Origin of the sequence: Paenibacillus sp. FSL R7-0333 (genome assembly GCF_038000365.1) — a bacterium.
GTDB classification, from domain to species: Bacteria; Bacillota; Bacilli; order Paenibacillales; family Paenibacillaceae; genus Paenibacillus_AQ; species Paenibacillus_AQ silagei.
Map to the genome: position 1 here is coordinate 1,430,035 of NZ_JBBOBZ010000001.1, position 16,749 is coordinate 1,446,783.

A 16,749-nucleotide genomic window follows, 5' to 3' on the forward strand; every position below is an offset into this window, starting at 1 on the left:
GCTGTTATGTTCACAACATACCGATTGGAATTGCCAGAGCCTGTGACTCTGAATAAGCTGCAAATCCCTGTGTTCACCCATATGTTCCTGCAACATGTATCAGCCCATAAGGTGCAGGTTGATCCGATTCAAGGGAAGCGCATCAGCGTCACTTATTTATCATCTTATCCAAGGGAGCAGATCGAGCGGGAGGTCGCTAGTTTCCTGGAGCGTTTCACCCCGGAGCATGATGAGGCATCCGCATCATCCGCTGAAGTGCAGGAGCCTGGGCTAAATGTGGTGGAGCTGCATGAGCCGCCGCTTGAGCGGCTGTGCTCCTGCTGCACACCGGGCAATCAGCGGAATGTCTCGGATGATCTGCTGGAGCAGAGGTGGCTGACTTTATTGAAGAATCAGGAGCTGGCCTACCATCGCCCGATCATCCGTCTGCTGGAGTATTTTGACCAGAGTTATGTGGATTATGTCGGCCGGAGGATCGGGGATTGTCAGGAGCGGCAGTATTCAGTCTTGTTGCCTGCTTCCTTCGCCGAGAAGATGAATTACTTCCATAGTGCGCCAATGCATTTGCTACTGGCTACCCACCTCAGCCATGACCAGGACAAAATGATATCCTTCGCCGAAGATGTATCTGCCAATAACGGCAAGCTTCCCCAGGACTGCGGACCTTATCTGGAGACGCCTCCCTATATTCTGCAATCCGCACCGTGCTATAAAGTCTATATGGAGATGGAGGATCAGGTGTTTGAGGATAATACCGCTTTTGTACTCAAAGGCCAGTCCTTCCGTAATGAGGGCAAACGTGTATATCTGCTGGAACGGTTGTTGAATTTCACCATGCGGGAATTCGTATTTCTGGGTACTCCCGAATACGTCACCCGGATGCGTGACTTGACATTAGAGTGGACCGTGGAGTGGATGGAAGCGGTAGGGCTGAAAGGCGAGTGTGCCTTAGCCAATGATCCATTCTTCCTGCCGGGTAAGGTGAAGCAGAATTTCAAAGTGCCCAAACATGTCAAATACGAGGTTCGTGCGGATATCCCGTATAAAAACGATACGATTTCGATTGCTTCCTATGACACGCACGGCGATTTTTTTGCAAAGACCTTTAACTTTAGACTGAGGGATAACGCCGAGACATGGTCGGGCTGCATCGGGCTTGGACTGGAACGGGTAGTATGGAGCTTTCTGCAGCAGTACGGTCTACAGAGTGAACACTGGCCTGCGGCTATCCCGGAGAGCGTAAAGTGACCGCTTCCGGCCAAGATACAGCAGCCTGGATTGCCGAAACGATGGTCTACAGTGTTCTGGCCGAGGCTGTGAGCTGGCCTTCCCCCGGATTGGTGTCGGCGGTCAGCAACGGATGCCACGGGGATATGGATATTTACACTTTTCTGAGAAGCGCACTCCGCATTCAGCCGTATTACCAGGAAGCTGCGTGCCTCGGCATAGAACAATCCGGGGGCCGAACCGGCAGGGAGGATTTGTTCAGGAGGCTCCAGAAGACCGGGCGGCGGGCCGAGGCTGACATGCTAGGAGCTACCGGGGGAGTGAATACCCATAAAGGAACGATCTTCCTGGGACTGATTCTATGCGCGGCTGCCGGAATGACGAGTCAAAGTCCATCCAGTGCAGTAGAACCGCAGGAGATATGCCGCTTGGCTGGAAGGCTGGCTGAGTATCCGCTGCGGGCACAATTGGCGGACATTCTGGAGGAGACGCACAGTGCAAGCACGGGCGGACGCGCCTACAGGGAGTGGGGGATTAGAGGGATACGGGGCGAGGTTATAGACGGATTTCCGTCCATTCTTCAGCAGGGCTTGCCTGCCTTGCGGGAGGCGCTTCAACAAGGAGCAGATTTGCGGACGGCGCTGATCCACTGCTTGCTATCATTGATGGCTGTGGTACAGGATACCACGCTGCTGAACCGCAAGTTCGACAGGACAAGGATTGACTATACTCAGGCGAGTGCATTAGCGGCGTTGGACCGGGGGAGTCTGTTCACCTCTGAAGGCAGAGCCTATATCCGCACCATGGAGGAGGATTTTCGTCTCCGTTCCTTATCTCCCGGCGGATCAGCCGATCTGCTGGCCATGACGCTTGCTTTGCATTTGTGGACTGAGAATCAGGGGGAGGAAAGAGTGTGGCGAACGATTCCGCTGTATCAGCCATCCTTCGTGACCGGGAGCGCCTCCATGAGCTAAGAGAGGCCCGGTATCCGGCAGCAGGCTCGCTGATCCAGATTATGATGAATATTCCGGGGCCGGATAAGAGGCTGGCTGTTGCCTATGAACTATTCGAGCTCTGTATGGAGGCTTTACAGGAAGCTCTGGCGGTTACAGCTTATAAGATACTTGCGCTGGAGCGGATCGGGTTGGCGCTTGGTCCGGTTGCTTATCTTCAGGTATCTGCGGATGCGGCGGCATTGAAGCTATTCTGTCTGTCCTTTGAAGGGGAGCATCCGCTTAGCGCTTATTGGGATATGGATATTTATGATTCATCGGGAAAAGCAATGGGCAGGCATGAGCTGGGGGCTCCTTCACGCCGCTGTTATCTGTGCGGCCAGCCTGCTAAAGTGTGCGGATTCCTGCAGCGTCATTCGCCAGAGGAATTAATCGGACGTATGGCTGCTGATCTGGCGGCAAGGAAGGCAGTCACATGAATCTTTTCCGAAACTTAAAGGTGCCCCGGCCGGTGTTTGCCATTTGTCTGAACACACTGGTTACCCATCTTGGCTTCTACGCTATGACGGCGATATTAACGGTCTATCTGTCTCAGGTCAAAGGACTGCCGCTGTCGGTTACCGCTGTAGTTACCATGATCTTCACGGTGTCTTACCGCAGTGCGAGATTCCTTACCGGACCCCTGCTGGACAACATGGACCCGTTCAAATGCATGTGGTTCGGCTGCCTGCTAACAGGGGTCTCCATCGCATTGGTAGATTTCTGGAAGTCTCCGGTGTTGATTACTATACAGCTTATCATTGCAGGGATCGGCTACTCTGTCAGAGGTTTATCCTCTAAGGCCTCTTTATCCTTCGTGGGGAGTAAGGATGGCAATGCCCTGTTTTATTTTGCGAATTCCAATATGTATACGAACGGTGCAGCCATTGCCGGGCCCTTAATCGGCTCCTTTCTGCTGACAAGCTCCTTGAAGAGCTTCACGTTGTCCTTCGTTGGAGGGTTTTATATTGTGGGTGCCATCCTGCTCAGTATCTTCCCGCCTGGGTGCAATCTGCAGGACCGGGAACGGAAGCCGGTAAGCTTCTGGAAAGGATATCAGACCGTTCTGCTCGATAAAAGCTTCCGTAAGGTGCTGCTGTTCAATATGATCGGCTGCTTTTTCTTCACCCAATTGTTCAATTCCTTTCCTTATTTAATCGGCACTTATTATAACGCACCGGAAAGGCTGGGGAGTCTGCTGATGCTGAACGGAATCCTTGTGGTGCTCCTGCAGATTCCCGTCGGGCGCTGGATGAATACCGCGTTGTCAGGCCAGCGTGAGGGATACCGGCTGATGCTGGCGTTTCTGTTATTCAGCATTTCTTTCTCAATGAATGCGATCATCGGTTCGATCTGGGGCTACTACCTATTCGTCGCGCTGTTCACCCTTGCAGAAATGTTATTCATCCCCACGATAGATGCGTATGTCTCTAACGCTGCCCGCCCGGATCTGCGTATCACATATTTCAGTGTCATCGGATTGTCCACAGCCCTTGGAGAAGGAATTGGTGTATATACCGGGCTGCAATTCATACATATGTGGAGCATCTACGGAAAGCTGTCCTATTTCTGGTTGTCCCTGGCTCTTCTGTCTGGACTGTCTCTTGTACTATACGTAATGCTAAACCGGTCACCTGTTCATCACAAGGAGGAGGAGAAGCTATGGCGGTATTAATTCTGAATCAAAGGAGGCGGGCCTTCGCTCCTTATCTGACCTGGCTGGAGGATCTGGATGAAGAAGTATACCTGTATACTTCGCCGGCATATGGTGAGATAACGGAACCCTTTGCCCTTGTGCAGGTGTTCGACAACTGGGTGAGCAATGACCGGGTAGAGATCGATGCGTTACGATTGTATGAGGAACATCCTTACCGTCTGATCATAGCTCTCGATGAGAGTGATCTGATTCGTGCAGCCCGGCTGCGTGAACGGCTGCACCTGCCTGGTCAACAGCTGGAGAGTGCAGTGGCTTACAGGGATAAGGCCGTGATGAAAAGCTTAGTCAGCCCGCAGGTATCCTGCCCGGCATTCCGCAGACTGGCTTCACCGCTTCACTTGTATGATTTTGTGCTGGAGCACGGCTTGCCGGTTGTAGTTAAACCGGTGGACGGCATGGGCTCCATGAATACGGACATTATACGGACCCGGGAGCAATTGAACGATGTATGGGAACGCGGCCTCGGCAGCGGCTTAATGGTTGAAGCCTACGTAGAGGGAGAAATGTATGAGATCGATGGGCTCATGATGGGCCAGGAGATCCGTTTCGCTTCTGTGGGCAAATATTCCTGCAAGCCGCTGGAGATTCTCCGGCAGGATTGCTTCGTGGAATTGCTCAGCCCCGGCTGCGCGGTGTATGAGCGGCTGGTTCATGAAGTTCAGCAGGTCATTGAAGCCTTGCCCTCACCGGGAGTCTCGACCTTTCATTGTGAAATGTTCCATACCCCGGAGGATGAATGGGTATTCTGTGAAATTGCCAGCCGGACCGCAGGCGGGCGAATCAGTGAGTCGATCAGCGCCATGTATGACGTTGATCTGAACCGGGAGTGGGTCCGGGGACAATGCGGACTGCCGCTGAAGCTGCCGGTGCCAAGGCCGTCACAGGTAGCGGGGGTATATCTAATGCCCAAACGTCCGGGAACGGTAGAGACCATTCCGCAGACGCTGCCCTTTGAATGGGTGGAGGAATATGTTCCCCGCGTCAGAGAAGGCGAACAGCTGGAAGCGGCTCATTCCAGCGTGGATGCCGTGATGACCGTAATCATCGTAGGCGAGAATTCGGCATCGCTGCAAGCCAGGCTGTCACAGCTGCTGCGGTATCTGGAGCAAGAAGTGCAAATTCTGCCCGCCTATAAGGAGGATACAACCAATGAAGCACCTGTTACTAGTTGAAAGCAATGAGTCTATCGCAGGTATCCAGGCCTGCAAGGAGATGGGGTACACCGTAACGTTGCTGACCCAGAATATTCAGCATTACCTGAAGGGCCAGCCGCTGGAGTCCCACCCGCTCCGGTTGGTAGATTACATTCATGAAGTGGACACCTTTAATGAAGAAGCAGTGGTTGACTTTGTCAAAGCGTACCATCAAGCGAACCCTTTGAGCGGAGTGATGTCTTTTGCGGAATTCTACGTGGTTCAGGCAACGGCTGCTGCGCATGCGATTGGTGTGCCGACCATGCAGCCGCTGGCGGCCAAGAATGCCCGGAATAAATATAAATCCAGAGAAATCTGCGTTCAGAGCGGCGTTCCGGTTCCCCGTTCACTGCTCGCAGGCAGTATAGAGGAAGCTTGCCGGCACGCCCATTCCATGGGTTATCCCTGTATCGTTAAGCCGTGTGACGGGGCTATGAGTATTGGGGTGGTCTTTGTCAACAATGAGCGAGAGCTGCGGCAGGCTTACGACAGCTATGTGAACAACCGGAATTTTGGGCGTAATCTCTATGGAAGTACGGATGTGCTTATTGAGGAATATGCAGCCGGACCTCTGGTCAGTGTGGAGATGGTCACTTATCAAGGACAGGATCACCTGATCGGGATTACGGACCGCCGTCTGGTTGGATTTCCCTATTTTGTAGAGACTGGCGCGAGCTTTCCGGTTCGGTTAAGCCATGAGGCGGAGATCGTGGAGGTGGTCCGCCGGGGACTGCGTGCGCTTGGGGTTGACTTTGGCCCCACACATACAGAGGTTGCGCTCACTCCTGAAGGTCCCAAGATTATTGAATTCAATCCGCGGATGGTAGGCGGGCCTGTTCCGGAGATGATTAAATACGCAACCGGCATTGACCTGCCGCGTGAAGTGCTTCGTATGCATATGGGGGAGGCCCCGGAGTTGACGCCGAGCGTCACGCGTGGTGCTGCTTCAAGGGAATTCTGTTCGCCGGTTGACGGCAGGCTGATCGAGGTTACGGGGCTTAAGGAATTAGAGGGGCGTGCGGACATTCTGCGATCGCATTTCATTGCTGCCGGGCGCGAGGTGTCCTTTCCGAGATCTAATTTTGACTGGATTGGCAGAGTGATGGTTGGAGGGGACGATGCAGAGCAGGCTGAGCAGAAGTGCAGTGAAATCCAGAATACGATCGGCTTGCATATTGCAGCCAGACCTATAAGCTGAGGAGGCCTTGAGCATGTTATATCTGAATACCACAAACCTGGAGCAGATGAATCTTCCCTGGGCACTGTGCATGGATACGATACGGAGTACTGTCCAAGTGATGGCAGCGCACGAATTCTCCCAGCCGATTAAACCCTATCTGCTCTTTGATAAAGATCCAAGCAGCCGGATTATTGCCATGCCCGCTTATGTGGGCGGAGAGATCGGGATGGCAGGCATCAAGTGGATCGCCAGTTTTCCCGGGAACCATGGCAGGCAGCTTCCCCGTGCCCACTCGGTTACGATACTGAATGATTCCGGCAGCGGGAAGCCGGTGGCGATCATCAACAGTCCGCTTATCTCCGGGATTCGCACAGCTTCAGTCAGTGGACTGATGATCCGGGAATACGAGAAGGTACACCCTTTTGCGAGTAAAATTATTGCCGGTATTGTAGGGTTCGGACCGATCGGTCAGCTCCATCTGTCGATGCTGAATCAGCTGCTCGGGGACCGGCTGGAGGAGGTTCGGATCTTTGATCAGAATCCGGGTGCTCTGGATCATATCCCGGAGGACCTTGGGACAAGGGTGCGGCCTGTGGATTCCTGGGAGGAAGCCTACGAAGGTGCTGATCTGTTCATCACCTGTACAATTTCCAGCTCCGGTTATATTGACCGCAAGCCCAAAGAACAGAGTCTGCTGCTGAACGTGTCTCTGCGCGATTTCACCCCGGCTATCTTAAGCTACACCTCGGCCATTATTGTCGATGACTGGGATGAAGTGTGCCGTGCGAATACGGATATTGAACATATGCATAATCAAAGAGGGCTGCGGAAGGAAGACACGGCGTCCATCGTCGAGGTGGTCTGCGGCAACGCGCTGGCGAAATTCCCGAAGGAGGAAGCGGTCATGTTCAATCCGATGGGAATGGCTGCCTTTGATATTGCCATAGGATCACTATATTATCGTGAAGCGCTGAATCGCGGGTATGGTAAGGAGTTAGAGGAGTAGGGGGCAGGATCAGCATATAAAATAACCGGGCCGGATAAGAGATGCTCTTGTCCGGCCCGGCTGTGTACTGCCTCGTCACAAGGCTACGGATTCTTGCGGTTCTTCTTCTCTTCCGGATCTGGTGCAAGGCCGGGAGCTGCTACTTCCGGGTCATTCCCCAGCACGGCGCCTACGATCTCATCCAGCTTGTCTGTTTCCGATTGACCGTCCGCCGGACTGGATTCGCCCTCCGGGATCGGATGGACACCTGCGGTGCGTCCGTCAAGCGGAGCTTTTGTATCATCCTTCATCTGTCAGTCTCCCTTCTAAGTGCAGGTTCTGTCTTAGGATGTGTCTGCGATAACCGTTCTATGTATCGATAACCGCAGCGGAGGCTGATGAACCATACGGCTGGTTAGGAATGGTGGACCATTTCCGTACTCTTTTCCAGGGCGGTCTTATAATAGTGGCATTTATGCTCTATGACTTCCATTGTTCTTCGTAACTCCTCCATCTGCGCTTCTACGGAAGCCTTCCGCTCCAGGAACATGTCGTATCGGCGCTGCAGGGTGGAATCTCCTTCGGAGCACCATTCAATGAAATGTTTAATCTCTTTGATGGGCATCCCGGAGGCCTTCAGGCATTCAATGATCCGCAGGGCATCCATATCGGAGGGCTTGAATACGCGTTTGCCGCTGGGAGTTCTCTCGATAGAAGGGAGCAGGCCCTCTTTGTCATAGTAACGCAGGGTATGCGGGGTCATGTTGAAATGCGCTGCGGCTTCGCTTATGGAATAGGTCTTCATCATCGTTCTCCTGTCCTGGATATTTCGGGCTTGACTTAGAGTTAACTTTAAGGAATATCATAGGCTTTGTAAAGCTTAAGGAATGATGTCTACTATTCTATTGAAAAGAGGTCTCACTATGATACAAGTTAACGCACGCGCTGCATTCAGCCAGGAAGGCCCGTTCAAGCTGACTACGATCGAACGCCGGGAGCTGCTGCCGCAGGATGTTCTGATCGAGATTAAATATGCCGGTATTTGCCATTCCGATATTCATACCGTCCGCGGGGAGTGGGGTCCAGTGAAATATCCGCTGGTTCCGGGGCATGAGATTGCGGGGATTGTCAGCCAGATTGGTTCTGGAGTGACGAAATATGCTGTTGGCGACCGTGTCGGGGTAGGCTGTATGGTCGATTCCTGCGGAGAGTGCAGCAGCTGCCGGCAAGGCGAGGAGCAATATTGCCTGGAGGGGAACACAGGAACCTATGGAGCGACTGACCGCCACGGGCACTATACACAAGGCGGATATTCCACACATATCGTGGTCACTGAAGACTTTGTGGTGCGGATTCCCGACAGCCTCCCGCTTGACGCTGCTGCACCGCTGTTGTGTGCCGGAATCACCACTTACTCACCACTGCGCCACTGGGGAACTGCTCCCGGCAAAAAGGTAGCTGTAGTGGGTCTCGGCGGGCTGGGGCATATGGCAGTGAAAATTGCTCATGCCATGGGGGCTGAGGTTACGGTGTTATCCCAATCCCTGAAGAAGAAGGAAGACGGCCTGCAATTGGGCGCAGATCATTATTATGCCACCAGTGATCCGGAGACATTCAAGCAGCTGGCCGGTTCCTTCGACCTGATCATTAATACGGTCAGTGCGCAGGTGAATATCAATGCCTTCCTGTCACTCCTGGCGCTGGACGGGACCTTAGTGAATGTCGGTGCACCTGCTGATCCTTTGGCTGTTAATGCCTTCTCGCTGATCGGCCACCGCCGCTCCTTTGCCGGTTCGATGATCGGGGGAATCCGCGAGACACAGGAGATGCTTGATTTCTGCGCTGAACATCAGATTGCTTCCGAGATCGAAGTGATTTCGGCTGACCAGATTGACGAAGCCTGGGAGCGTGTGCTGGCCTCGGATGTGCGTTACCGGTTTGTGATTGATATCAGCACGATGGGGAAGGCCTAAGTATTTAGAGGAGCAAGATTCTTAATCTATATTGTTATGAAAAACAGCCTGCAGGAATGGAACTACTCCATTCCCGCAGGCTGTTGGTATTTCTGCCTAGCTTCTCCTACGAGAAGCTATACAACCGTACCCCGTGCGGAGCCACAGTGGTCTGCAGCACGCCGCCGCTAAGCTCAGCAGGTGTCTGGCTCCACAGCTCCGTACCTGCGGCCACGCCGCCGAGGCCGATCTCTTCGAGGCTTAGCTCAACCGGTAGCGGGCTGGTGCCAATGTTGAAGACGGCTGCATACCGGGTGCCGTCGTCATGAGCAGCGGTCCAGACAATCAGCTCATCGCGGTACAGGGCTTCCCTGGCGCCATGGCTCTCGCGCTGCATGCGGAGCACCTCGCGGTTGGTGAGCAGCGACAGGGTCCAGTCGTCATTGTCACGCAGCTCGCCGCCGAAGATCAGCGGCGAACGGAAGATGCTCCACAGCGACATCATCGTCAGCTGCTCGTCCCGGGTGAAGCGGGTCCAGCGGTCATCCCCGCCGCCGTCGACGGAACGGACGCCGATGTGACCGAGCGGCAGCATGTCGCAATCCGGCCAGGAGCCAGCCTGGGGAACGCCCTGCCAGCTGCGGCAGCGGCTGAACATGTCCAGCAGCAGCTCCCAGCGGTCCCAGAAATCATCCGTGATGCGCCACATGTTGGCATGCTCGGTGAAATGTTGTGCATATTCTACCGGAGCAGGGCCGGGGGAGAGACTCAGGACCATGGGGCGGCCGCAGTTCTCGATCGCCCGGGAGATCAGGGTAATCTCCGGCTGATGGGTATCGTACAGTCTGGAGGCGGCGATGTCATCCACCTTGACCAGATCGACGCCCCACTGCGCGTAGAGTTCAAAGAGTGAATTATAGTAGGTCTGAGCGCCTTCCTTGGAAGCATCGACACCGTACATATCAGTATTCCATGGACAGATGGAGTTCGTGTGCGCGATCTCGCGGGCAGTTGCCTCCGTCCCCCGAATCGCGGTGCCTGTATGGGCGGCCTGACGCGGAATGCCGCGCATAATATGAATACCGAACTTCAGTCCCAGGCTGTGGACATAGTCAGCCAGCGGCTTGAAGCCCTGCCCGCCCGCTGCCGAAGGGAAGCGGTTCTCGGCTGGCATCAGCCGGGAGTATTCATCCATGATTAGAGGGACGAAGGGGCGGTACAGGGAGGACACGGCACCAGGCTCATACCACTGGATATCAACGGTGATATAGCTCCAGCCGTAGTCTTTGAGATGCTCGGCCATATACTCCGCATTACCGCGGATTTCCGCTTCGGTTACGGCTGCGCCGTAGCAGTCCCAGCTATTCCAGCCCAGCGGGGGGACAGGTGCTGCAAGCTTATGATTCATTGTGTAATCTCCTTATCAGATGGATTATTGCTCCTCATAAATCCATCATAATCAAGAAGAAACCCAATATCTATAGTAATGTTGCAAGTGGAATAGCACTATATTGCTCTTAATCGAAAAAGAGCTGGCGGTAGATCAGGCTCTCGCCCCCGCTGCGGAAATCGCCTGGTGTCAGTCCGGTCAGGCTGCGGAAGGCCTTGATAAAGTAGCTTCCGCTGGAATAGCCGATCTGCTGTGCAATAGCTTCAATGCTTAAGCTCGTCCCCCGGAGCAGTTCCATCGCCTTCTCCGTTCGGACCCGGGTCAGATAAGCGCCGGGTGTCAGGCCGGTGCTGGCCGAGAAACGGCGGATGAGATGATATTTGGACAGGGAGACATGCTCCGACAATTGGTCGATGCTGATCATCTGCGGGTAATGCTGCTCGATGAATGCAGCGGCGCGCTTAATATTCTCTGACCATTTGTCCCTGTCGCGTAGCGTAGCTGTCTGCATTCGGGTCAATTCGGTCATGAATTGATAGACACTGGATGAGGCGATCAGCGGATCGGAGATTCTGCCCGCTCCGGCATCCATTACAATCATCCGCGCCAGCCGGACAGGGGCACAATCTGCGGGCAGCCGGGGCACCTCGCCCGCTTCGCGCAGGAATCTGCGCCAGTGGGGCAGGATCAGGCTTGGGCGCAGCAGCAGGAACAGGAACTCCCAGGGCTCTGCCGCATCCGGCGGATAGTAATACCGGTGAGGTCCCGGGATTTCCGCCAGCAGAGCCTGTCCGGCCCGGACCCGGTAGGTCCGGTTCTCTGACTCGAACACGCCCTCACCGGAGAGCGTGTACTGGAACAGCAGCAGCGGGCCGTCGCTGCGCTCCATCCCGTCCCAGCGGTATGCGGGATCGGAGACGGAATCATAACCGGCTGCGAACAATACGCACAGCTGCAGCTCCTTATCTTCGGCAAAGCGAAAGCCATAGGTCCCTCTGGGGATGTCCATGGATAGCCTCCTTTTTCTTCACAAGTACTTAATATCTTAACATATCATTGAAAATATAAAGCGCCTTTGCTACTGTTACGAATAGAAACGAGAGAAGGAAGGTTATGGAATGTCCCAGATGCAAACGTATCAACCGGCAGCTAATCATGTCAGACTCATCGGACGGACCCACTGGATGGGGGAGGTGCTGTGGCTGGCTCTTTCGGGGAGCGGGGTGGAATTTTCATTCTACGGCCGGGCGGCCCGGATCACTCTGCAAGGCGATGATATCGCTGCAACCGGCAACAATCTGGCCCGGATTGGAATCAGTGTTAACGGCCAGCAGGTGATAGACGATCAGGTGGATCAGCTACGCAAAACGTATACAGTGTTCGAAAGCGAAACCGAGCAAAAGGTTACTGTAAGAATTACGAAGCTGTCTGAAGCAGCCATGTCAACGGTTGGCATTGCGGAGATCGCGGTGCAGGCTGAGGAAGGGATTAAGCCGACCCCATCTCCGCAGCATACGATCGAATTCATCGGCGATTCCATTACCTGCGGGTATGGTGTGGATGATGAAGAAGCGCTGCATACCTTTTCTACGGCTACAGAAAATGTAACGAAGGCTTATGCCTACCTGAGCGCAGAGCAGCTTGGTGCGGATTACAGTATGGTGTGTTACAGCGGATACGGCATTATTACCGGCTATACAGAAAATGATCAGAAGCTCACCACGCATCTTCTGCCCGATTACTACGAGAAGGTAGGCAAGTCTGAAGGGAGGTTCGGCGGCAGTCTGCTGCCTCAGGAGATAGCTTGGGATTTCAGCAGATTCACGCCGGAGCTGGTCGTCATTAATCTGGGGACCAACGACGATTCGTACACCAAGGAGGACCCCTCCAAGCAGGCGGATTATGCAGAGAACTATGTCGCTTTTCTACAAATGGTCAGACGGAATAATCCCGATTCGGCCATTCTGTGTACGCTCGGGATCATGGGGGACAGGCTGTATCCTATCCTGGAGCAGGCGGTGGACCGCTATGCCCGGGAAACTGGCGACAGCAGAATCTCGGTGATGAAATTCGAGGTGCAGCTAGAGGCGGACGGCCACGCTGTCGATTATCATCCTTCGCAGGTGACGCATCGCAAAGCGGCGGATAGACTGGCGTCAGAGATCAGGAAGCTGATGAAGTGGTGATCCTGGCGGATTAAGGGTGGCGAGTAGAGGAAGCGAAGCGGCTGGTTGGCATGGGAAGCAGGCTGACTGGATGGGAGCTGAAATGAAAGGCATAAATCCCTTTGAATCAGCTGAAAGTGACCAACTGGTGAAAAATGGAGCGGGTAATCGCGTGGCGATTGCACTATGTGCAATAGAAATTCATAAAACCCCTTACTAAATGGTCCTGATTGTATTTAGTACAGTAGAATGCTGGAGAGAAGCTCAATATAGGCAAAATCTCTTAATTCTGCTGTACATAATACAGTAGAATGGCTAGAAAGTTAGTTTTATAGCTTGATCTAATGTACAAAGTGCAATTAGGTACATTACCCGTCACCGGTGAATCCCCTTCTCACGCACAAACTTCTCCAGCACCCCGAACTCCTCCGTCACCTTGGTGAACGGCAGGGCGGCAAGGACCTGTTCCCGGTAAGGGTTGCGGGCTCCGGCCGCCAGGCGGGAATCCAGGATGCTGAGTACACCGAGGTCTGTCTCGCTGCGGATCAGGCGCCCGGTACCTTGTCTTAAGCGCAGCAGCATGTCCGGCACGTAGACCTCCATGAGCGGATTCTTCGCCTGCGCGGCCTTGTATTCGTAGACAGGATCAGCCGGAACCGGGAACGGCAGCCGGAAGACGATCAGATGCGACAGATCTGCACCCTCGATATTCACCCCTTCCCAGAATACACCGGTACTCAGCAGCACGCCCTTACTCGCCCGGAACTCAGCGATCACCCCGTCCTGCGACGAGCCTTCCCGCTGCATATGCAGCGCCCATTTCAGCTTCTCCCCACTCAGCTTCTTGTGAATGTATTTCATATCCTCTTTGGCCGAAAAAAGCACCAGCGTCCGCCCGTCCGTTACATTGCACAGCCGCAGCAGCTCCTTATACGCCGCATCCAGATAAGCTTCCCGGTTGTTGTGGTTATAGTAAGGAACGTCCTTGGCGATATACATCATCGTGTGGTTGTCGTAATCGAACGGTGAAGCCTGACGCTCCATATACTCCCCCCTGTAGCCCAGCGAACGGGAGAGATAAGCGTATTGTTCCTCCAGCGTACCGCCGGACTGGCTGAGGGTTGCGGAGGTCAGGATGACAGAGGTCTTGCCGCTAAATAGACTGTATTTCAGGAATTGGCTGATCCCCTTGGGGCAGATGCTGACGGTAGCTTCTCCCCGGGGCTGGCTGGCCCAGAGCAGATAGTTGTCCTCCGTCCCGGCAAGCGCCTGGAAGAGGCCGATCATTCCGTTAAGCGCTTCGAAGGTATTGTCGATCTCCCGCTCATGCCGGGAGGTCAGGACCGAGAGACTGAGGCGGAACTCCTGCAGAATCTGCACTGCCTGCTGCAGCGGGACTCCGGTAATCGCCGATACTTTAATCCGGTCAGTGTCCTGCTTGGCCGTGTGCAGCAGGTCTGCTTCTATCTGTCTGAACAGCTCTTTGGCACAGCGACGGACGAATTGGCAGGACTTCATCAGGCTGCGGTCCGCCGACTGCTTGAACAGAAGCTGCATGGCATCCTCCAGCACCCGGGAGATCTGCCGGACGGTGAATTCGAGCGTCTGGGCATCCCTGACCTTGGCTTCCAGATTATGCGCTTCATCTATAATGATCAGAGCAGGCCGCTCGGTGATCAGGCCTTTGGTCCCTTCCTTTTTCTTGATCAGGTCTCGGATCAGCAGGTCCTGGTTCACGATGATGATATCCATCTCGCCCGGGCCGGCGTTGATCTTGGCCCGCATGTCGTAGAAGGCGCAGGTATGCTTGTAGTGGCAGTGCTCGAACTTACAATCTGTCACACACACGTTAGACCATAAGGCATCACTGACTCCGCCCTTCAGATCTGCCCGCTCGTTGATTTCTGCATTCAGGATACGTTCTGCCATTACAGTGAGCGGTGAGCCGGACTCCTCGGACGGGAACAGGTCCGCTGCCCGGTACCGGCAGGCATATTGCCCCATGCCCTTGCCGACTACAGAGCGGACCATGGAGAAGCCGAGCCGGCTGCCGATGAACCGCAGATCCTTATGGATCTGTTCGGAGAGCTGGATGGACGAGGTGGCGATAATGACCGGCTGCCGGGAGAGCTGGTTGATGAGCAGGCCGGGAATCAGGTAGGCGAAGGATTTGCCGATACCGACTCCGGCTTCAATCATGGCATTTCGGCCATGGACATAAGCGTCGGCAATATCCAGCGACATATCCTGCTGGCCGAGCCGTTCGGTGAGACCGAGCCGTTTGAACCGGTCATACATGCGGAAGATGGCATTGACCAGGGCAGGCTCGGCGTTTTTGGCCGGCTCCTGCTTCTGTAATTTGTAGAGATCATTTAACCAGTTGATAACGACCGCCCCTTTTCCTGTCAATGTTAGTCTTGTCCTGCATGATATACGGCAGAGGTTGTTATTATCTTAGATGGCGGGCGAACAGTCAAGGGTTAAGGCTGAATTTGTAATCTAGATTCTGGAAGTTCGTCCCTTGCAGGCGGGAGCGGGGCTACATTCGATCGGAAGGTCCGTATCTATTATAATGAGGGCATAGTCTGCGTAATGATCACGAAGGGAGAGAGAACATATGAGCGAACGTCTGCCTTGTCAGACCCCGGGCTGCACGGGAAGCATTCTTCCTGCAACCGCACTGAAGACCGGAGGAATCTGTATGCCCTGCCAGCAGCGGAAGCTTGCAGAGGAGAGACAAGCTTATATTGAGCAGAACCGTAAAGAGGTGAACAGGTATGCGGGTATCCATGATCCGGTTGAAATTCTCACCATTATGCACAGCCCACGGAAGCCTGATCTGCTGATCAAGGAAGTCCCTTACCCCCGGACCGCACAGGAGCTGTATCACGGACTGACGGAGGAAGAGAGAGGGCGGATGGAGAGCTACGCCGTTCATTTATTAGAAGAAGAGGATATAGACCAGGCGGAGATGGTTCTGGTGTCCCTCCTCTGCTTCACGGATACACAGCTTGGGCCGGGTCTGGAAATGCTCCTCCGCACAGGGAATTATGCGCCCGCGATCCTCTTCAAGGATGCTGACGCGCAGGTCAGGGACCGGCTCATTGCTCAGGTGGAGTCCGACCCGGTTAACCGTAATCTGCTGCTGCTGGCGCTGGCCTGGATTGGCGATGAAGAGGTGGTCAGGCTGTTCGCGGCATGGCGGCAGTCCCCGCCGGAGTGGGCGTCAGCGTTATATATAGCTCCCGAGATGTATGCCCGTGAAGCGGGCTGGGAGCTGGATGCCGGAGGCGGCAAAAGGCAGCTGTATCATCCTGAATGTTACCCCTTCCTGGTAAGCAGGGAAGACACTCTGGAAGCGCCCGGTGCTCCGGCGGCTGTTCAAATGCTCCAGACAGGAACGGACGCCTGTCCTTGGTGCGGAGGTGCGCTAACCGTTTTATTTGATTACGATTTGCAGCATCCGCAGGTTAGGTTCATGGAGCTTCCCGGCAAGCGACTAAGAATTGCAGCCTGTATGCACTGCAACTGTTATGGCACTGTATATATGAAGGCTGATCTTGAGGGCGGGTATGCATGGAGTGAATATAATGTTGTTCCTGGATATCTGCCTGACAATACTGGAGGAGCATTGGCGTTCAACACGTGGCATGTCATGCAGCTGTCGGAACAGCCGGCAGGTACTTATGAGAGTGCATACTGGGTTCTGGAGGCACCGGCCTCGCAGATCGGAGGTCATCCGGCCTGGATTCAGGATGCGGACTATCCGGCCTGTCCCTGCTGCGCACAGACGATGACTTTTGCGGCGCAGGCGGATATGGGTCAGGTGGCGGAGGACGAGGGAATTTATTATGCTTTTCTGTGCCGGGAGTGCCTGATTACAGCGGTGAATTACCAGCAGACATGAGCCTGCTTTTGTCACAGATAAGTTACGGGTAAAGTGCTACC

At 54.4% G+C, this 16,749-nt stretch carries 16 protein-coding genes; 11 read left to right on the top strand and 5 right to left on the bottom strand.

All coding sequences use genetic code 11. The annotated features are described in order from the left end of the window. Nucleotides 1-6 precede the first annotated feature (6 nt). From MKY86_RS05980 to MKY86_RS06010, 7 genes are read left to right on the top strand one after another with little or no spacing between them, the layout of a single operon-like run. Entirely contained in the window at nt 7-1,248 is a 1,242-nt protein-coding gene (locus MKY86_RS05980; protein WP_076076628.1) for a hypothetical protein, read from the top strand. Then, nucleotides 1,245-2,201: a triphosphoribosyl-dephospho-CoA synthase gene (locus MKY86_RS05985; RefSeq protein ID WP_076076625.1), complete on the top strand. Its 957-nt coding sequence runs from the start codon at nt 1,245-1,247 to the stop codon at nt 2,199-2,201. The genes MKY86_RS05980 and MKY86_RS05985 overlap by 4 nt, the downstream gene beginning before the upstream one ends. After that, nucleotides 2,141-2,659, top strand: a complete 519-nt coding sequence (citX, locus tag MKY86_RS05990; RefSeq protein ID WP_076076623.1) for a citrate lyase holo-[acyl-carrier protein] synthase — start codon at nt 2,141-2,143, stop codon at nt 2,657-2,659. The genes MKY86_RS05985 and citX overlap by 61 nt, the downstream gene beginning before the upstream one ends. Beyond that, entirely contained in the window at nt 2,656-3,894 is a 1,239-nt protein-coding gene (locus MKY86_RS05995) for an MFS transporter (protein ID WP_076076620.1), read from the top strand. Before citX ends, MKY86_RS05995 begins: the two co-directional genes overlap by 4 nt. Next, nucleotides 3,882-5,108, top strand: a complete 1,227-nt coding sequence (locus MKY86_RS06000; protein WP_076076617.1) for an ATP-grasp domain-containing protein — start codon at nt 3,882-3,884, stop codon at nt 5,106-5,108. The genes MKY86_RS05995 and MKY86_RS06000 overlap by 13 nt, the downstream gene beginning before the upstream one ends. Next, nucleotides 5,086-6,327, top strand: a complete 1,242-nt coding sequence (locus tag MKY86_RS06005) for an ATP-grasp domain-containing protein (protein ID WP_076076614.1) — start codon at nt 5,086-5,088, stop codon at nt 6,325-6,327. The genes MKY86_RS06000 and MKY86_RS06005 overlap by 23 nt, the downstream gene beginning before the upstream one ends. 13 nt (nt 6,328-6,340) lie before the next feature. Next, nucleotides 6,341-7,315: a 2,3-diaminopropionate biosynthesis protein SbnB gene (locus MKY86_RS06010; RefSeq protein ID WP_076076612.1), complete on the top strand. Its 975-nt coding sequence runs from the start codon at nt 6,341-6,343 to the stop codon at nt 7,313-7,315. 83 nt (nt 7,316-7,398) lie between these two features. On the opposite strand, the gene MKY86_RS06015 is transcribed toward MKY86_RS06010, so the two are convergent. After that, the gene (locus MKY86_RS06015; RefSeq protein WP_076076609.1) at nt 7,399-7,605 is read right to left on the bottom strand and encodes a hypothetical protein; all 207 of its coding nucleotides are present in this window, start codon (nt 7,603-7,605) and stop codon (nt 7,399-7,401) included. A 104-nt stretch (nt 7,606-7,709) separates the two neighbouring features. Further along, nucleotides 7,710-8,099, bottom strand: a complete 390-nt coding sequence (locus MKY86_RS06020) for a MerR family transcriptional regulator (RefSeq protein ID WP_076076591.1) — start codon at nt 8,097-8,099, stop codon at nt 7,710-7,712. Between the two features lie 118 nt (nt 8,100-8,217). Between MKY86_RS06020 and MKY86_RS06025 the strand changes: the two genes are divergently transcribed. Then, nucleotides 8,218-9,267, top strand: a complete 1,050-nt coding sequence (locus MKY86_RS06025) for an NAD(P)-dependent alcohol dehydrogenase (RefSeq protein ID WP_076076589.1) — start codon at nt 8,218-8,220, stop codon at nt 9,265-9,267. A gap of 106 nt (nt 9,268-9,373) precedes the next feature. On the opposite strand, the gene MKY86_RS06030 is transcribed toward MKY86_RS06025, so the two are convergent. Continuing rightward, complete coding sequence (locus MKY86_RS06030) at nt 9,374-10,654, bottom strand: glycoside hydrolase family 27 protein (protein ID WP_076076571.1); 1,281 nt, start codon at nt 10,652-10,654, stop codon at nt 9,374-9,376. Between the two features lie 109 nt (nt 10,655-10,763). Continuing rightward, entirely contained in the window at nt 10,764-11,645 is an 882-nt protein-coding gene (locus tag MKY86_RS06035; protein ID WP_076076568.1) for a helix-turn-helix domain-containing protein, read from the bottom strand. A 109-nt stretch (nt 11,646-11,754) separates the two neighbouring features. Here MKY86_RS06035 and MKY86_RS06040 point away from each other — a divergent pair, with 109 nt between their 5' ends. Further along, complete coding sequence (locus MKY86_RS06040; RefSeq protein ID WP_076076565.1) at nt 11,755-12,822, top strand: SGNH/GDSL hydrolase family protein; 1,068 nt, start codon at nt 11,755-11,757, stop codon at nt 12,820-12,822. A 70-nt stretch (nt 12,823-12,892) separates the two neighbouring features. Next, nucleotides 12,893-13,021 (top strand): hypothetical protein, encoded by a 129-nt coding sequence (locus MKY86_RS06045; protein WP_340826612.1) that lies wholly within the window; start codon nt 12,893-12,895, stop codon nt 13,019-13,021. A gap of 155 nt (nt 13,022-13,176) precedes the next feature. On the opposite strand, the gene MKY86_RS06050 is transcribed toward MKY86_RS06045, so the two are convergent. Beyond that, nucleotides 13,177-15,210 (bottom strand): ATP-dependent DNA helicase, encoded by a 2,034-nt coding sequence (locus MKY86_RS06050; RefSeq protein ID WP_340826614.1) that lies wholly within the window; start codon nt 15,208-15,210, stop codon nt 13,177-13,179. Nucleotides 15,211-15,418: 208 nt separating this feature from the next. On the opposite strand from MKY86_RS06050, the gene MKY86_RS06055 reads away from it, so the two are divergent. Then, nucleotides 15,419-16,708 carry a hypothetical protein gene (locus tag MKY86_RS06055; RefSeq protein ID WP_076076563.1) on the top strand — a complete coding sequence of 430 codons (1,290 nt, stop codon included), beginning with the start codon at nt 15,419-15,421 and terminating at the stop codon, nt 16,706-16,708. Nucleotides 16,709-16,749: the final 41 nt, after the last annotated feature.

Excerpts from the sequence above, each read along its gene's own strand:
- MKY86_RS05980 (WP_076076628.1), top strand. The coding sequence starts at position 7 with ATGTTCACAACATACCGATTGGAATTGCCAGAGCCTGTGACTCTGAAT.
- MKY86_RS05995 (WP_076076620.1), top strand. The coding sequence starts at position 2,656 with ATGAATCTTTTCCGAAACTTAAAGGTGCCCCGGCCGGTGTTTGCCATT.
- MKY86_RS06000 (WP_076076617.1), top strand. The coding sequence starts at position 3,882 with ATGGCGGTATTAATTCTGAATCAAAGGAGGCGGGCCTTCGCTCCTTAT.
- MKY86_RS06005 (WP_076076614.1), top strand. The coding sequence starts at position 5,086 with ATGAAGCACCTGTTACTAGTTGAAAGCAATGAGTCTATCGCAGGTATC.
- MKY86_RS06010 (WP_076076612.1), top strand. The coding sequence starts at position 6,341 with ATGTTATATCTGAATACCACAAACCTGGAGCAGATGAATCTTCCCTGG.
- MKY86_RS06015 (WP_076076609.1), bottom strand. The coding sequence starts at position 7,605 with ATGAAGGATGATACAAAAGCTCCGCTTGACGGACGCACCGCAGGTGTC.
- MKY86_RS06020 (WP_076076591.1), bottom strand. The coding sequence starts at position 8,099 with ATGAAGACCTATTCCATAAGCGAAGCCGCAGCGCATTTCAACATGACC.
- MKY86_RS06025 (WP_076076589.1), top strand. The coding sequence starts at position 8,218 with ATGATACAAGTTAACGCACGCGCTGCATTCAGCCAGGAAGGCCCGTTC.
- MKY86_RS06030 (WP_076076571.1), bottom strand. The coding sequence starts at position 10,654 with ATGAATCATAAGCTTGCAGCACCTGTCCCCCCGCTGGGCTGGAATAGC.
- MKY86_RS06035 (WP_076076568.1), bottom strand. The coding sequence starts at position 11,645 with ATGGACATCCCCAGAGGGACCTATGGCTTTCGCTTTGCCGAAGATAAG.
- MKY86_RS06040 (WP_076076565.1), top strand. The coding sequence starts at position 11,755 with ATGTCCCAGATGCAAACGTATCAACCGGCAGCTAATCATGTCAGACTC.
- MKY86_RS06045 (WP_340826612.1), top strand. The coding sequence starts at position 12,893 with ATGGGAGCTGAAATGAAAGGCATAAATCCCTTTGAATCAGCTGAAAGT.
- MKY86_RS06055 (WP_076076563.1), top strand. The coding sequence starts at position 15,419 with ATGAGCGAACGTCTGCCTTGTCAGACCCCGGGCTGCACGGGAAGCATT.